The sequence below is a fragment of the Promicromonospora kroppenstedtii DSM 19349 genome (assembly GCF_000515355.1).
In the GTDB taxonomy this organism is placed as follows: domain Bacteria; phylum Actinomycetota; class Actinomycetes; order Actinomycetales; family Cellulomonadaceae; genus Promicromonospora; species Promicromonospora kroppenstedtii.
The window spans coordinates 11,977-14,201 of record NZ_KI911663.1; the positions used below are offsets into that span (position 1 = coordinate 11,977).

Annotated in this window: 2 protein-coding genes; both read left to right on the top strand. The window is 71.1% G+C overall.

Annotated features, from left to right (window positions below; translation table 11 throughout):
- Positions 1-163 precede the first annotated feature (163 nt).
- Positions 164-1,081, top strand: a complete 918-nt coding sequence (locus PROKR_RS11730) for a dihydrodipicolinate synthase family protein (protein WP_036963385.1) — start codon at positions 164-166, stop codon at positions 1,079-1,081.
- A 35-nt stretch (positions 1,082-1,116) separates the two neighbouring features.
- Positions 1,117-2,118 (top strand): proline racemase family protein, encoded by a 1,002-nt coding sequence (locus PROKR_RS11735; RefSeq protein WP_036963387.1) that lies wholly within the window; start codon positions 1,117-1,119, stop codon positions 2,116-2,118.
- Positions 2,119-2,225 lie beyond the last annotated feature (107 nt).

Consider the following 2,225-nt stretch of genomic DNA (forward strand, 5'->3'; position numbering starts at 1 on the left):
GACGCCTGCGGTGGGCCGGCGCCCGGCGTGGACCGCCGTCCGATCGTCGTGCCGGTCCGCCTCGGCGACCTGGCCGCGCTGCCCGCCCCGTCCGCCTCCCCGCTCGATCCTTCCCCGCCCACGACTTCTCTTTCCGCAGCATCGCAACCACAGGAGACCTGACATGAACCAGCGATTCGACCTCGGCGGCGTCATCGTCGCCACCACGCTCGCCTTCACGCCCGACGAGTCCGCGCCGGCCGGCCTGGCCGTCGACTACGACAAGTTCGCCGCGCACTGCGAGTTCCTGATCGACAACGGCTGCCGCGGCGTCGGCCCGAACGGGTCGCTCGGTGAGTACTCGTCGCTGACCGACGACGAGCGCCGCAAGGTGATCCAGACCGCCGTCAAGGCGGTGGACGGCCGCGGGCTGGTCGTCGCCGGCGTGCACGGCGTGGGCTCGCACCAGGCCAAGCACTGGGCCGAGCTCGCCGCGGAGGACGGCGCCGACGGCGTGCTGCTGCTGCCGCCCACGATCTACCGCGCCAACCGCTCCGAGGTGATCGCCCACTACGCCGCGGTCAACGAGGTCGGCCTGCCGATCATGATCTACAACAACCCGATCGACACCAAGGTCGACCTCACGCCCAGCATCCTGGCCGAGCTCGCCCAGCTCGAGAACGTCGTGGCCGTCAAGGAGTTCTCCGGCGACGTGCGCCGTGTGCTGGAGATCAAGGAGCTCGCCCCCGACCTGGACGTCATCGCCGGGGCCGACGACCTGCTGTTCGAGTCGCTCGTCGCGGGCGCCGTCGGCTGGTTCGCCGGCTACCCGAACGCGTTCCCGCGCGAGGCCGTCGAGATCTACACGCTGGTCACCGAGGGCAAGATCGACGAGGCCCGCGAGCTGTACCGCCACCTCGTGGCCGTGTTCCGCTGGGACTCGCGCACCGAGTTCGTCCAGGCCATCAAGCTCTCGATCGACATGGCCGGGCAGAGCTACGGTGGGCCCACCCGCCCGCCGCGCGGCCCGCTGTCCGCGGAGCACGAGGCGCAGGTGCGCAAGGACACCGAGGCCGCGCTCAGCTACATCGCCTCGCGCTGACCCACCGGCCCCCACGGAACGAGCACAGGAGCGACATGCGCAGCAGCAGGACCATCACCGCCGTCGACTCGCACACCGAGGGCATGCCCACCCGCGTCGTCACCGGCGGGGTGGGCCCCATCCCGGGCGAGACCATGAACGACCGGCGGCTGTACTTCATGGAGCACATGGACGAGCTGCGGCACTTCCTGATGAACGAGCCGCGGGGGCACGCCGCGATGAGCGGCGCCATCCTGCAGCCGCCCACGCGGCCCGACTGCGACTGGGGCGTCGTCTACATCGAGGTGTCCGGCTGCCTGCCCATGTGCGGCCACGGCACCATCGGTGTGGCCACCGTGCTCGTCGAGACGGGCATGGTCGACGTCGTCGAGCCGGTCACCGAGATCCGGCTCGACACGCCCGCCGGGCTGGTGGTGGCCAAGGTCGCCGTCAGCGACGGCCACGCCGACTCCGTGACCATCGAGAACGTGCCCAGCTTCGTCACCGCGCTCGACCAGACGGTCGAGGTGCCGGGCTACGGCACCGTGCCGTACTCCATGGCGTTCGGCGGCAACTTCTACGCGCTGGTCGACCTCGACGACCTGAAGCTCCCGTTCGACCGCGAGCGGCAGCAGGACCTGCTGTCCGCCGGGCTCGCGATCATGGACGCGATCAACGAGACCGCCATGCCGAAGCACCCGGAGCTCGACGGCGTCGAGGGCTGCCACCACGTGGAGCTGATCGCGCCCGGCTCGGACGCCACGCTGTCCCGGCACGCCATGGCCATCTACCCGGGCTGGTTCGACCGGTCGCCGTGCGGCACCGGCACCTCCGCCCGCATGGCCGAGCTCTGGGCGCGCGGCGAGCTGGCGCTGGAGACCGACTTCGTCAACGAGTCGTTCATCGGCAGCCGGTTCGTCGGGCGCCTGGTGGGGGAGACCACGGTCGCGGGCCTGCCCGCCGTGCTGCCCACGATCACCGGCCGTGCCTGGGTGACCGGCACCGCGAACTACCTGCTCGACCCCAGCGACCCGTTCCCCACGGGTTTCGTCTTCTGACCCTGTCTTTCGATCCCGGCCTTTCCATGAGGAGCCCAGACATGACCGCCACCGCGGCGTCCGCACCCGACCGCACCGTCGACGACGTGGCCCGCACGGCCGCGGCG

Coding starts and splice junctions, on each gene's coding strand:
- PROKR_RS11730 (WP_036963385.1), top strand. CDS start 164: ATGAACCAGCGATTCGACCTCGGCGGCGTCATCGTCGCCACCACGCTC.
- PROKR_RS11735 (WP_036963387.1), top strand. CDS start 1,117: ATGCGCAGCAGCAGGACCATCACCGCCGTCGACTCGCACACCGAGGGC.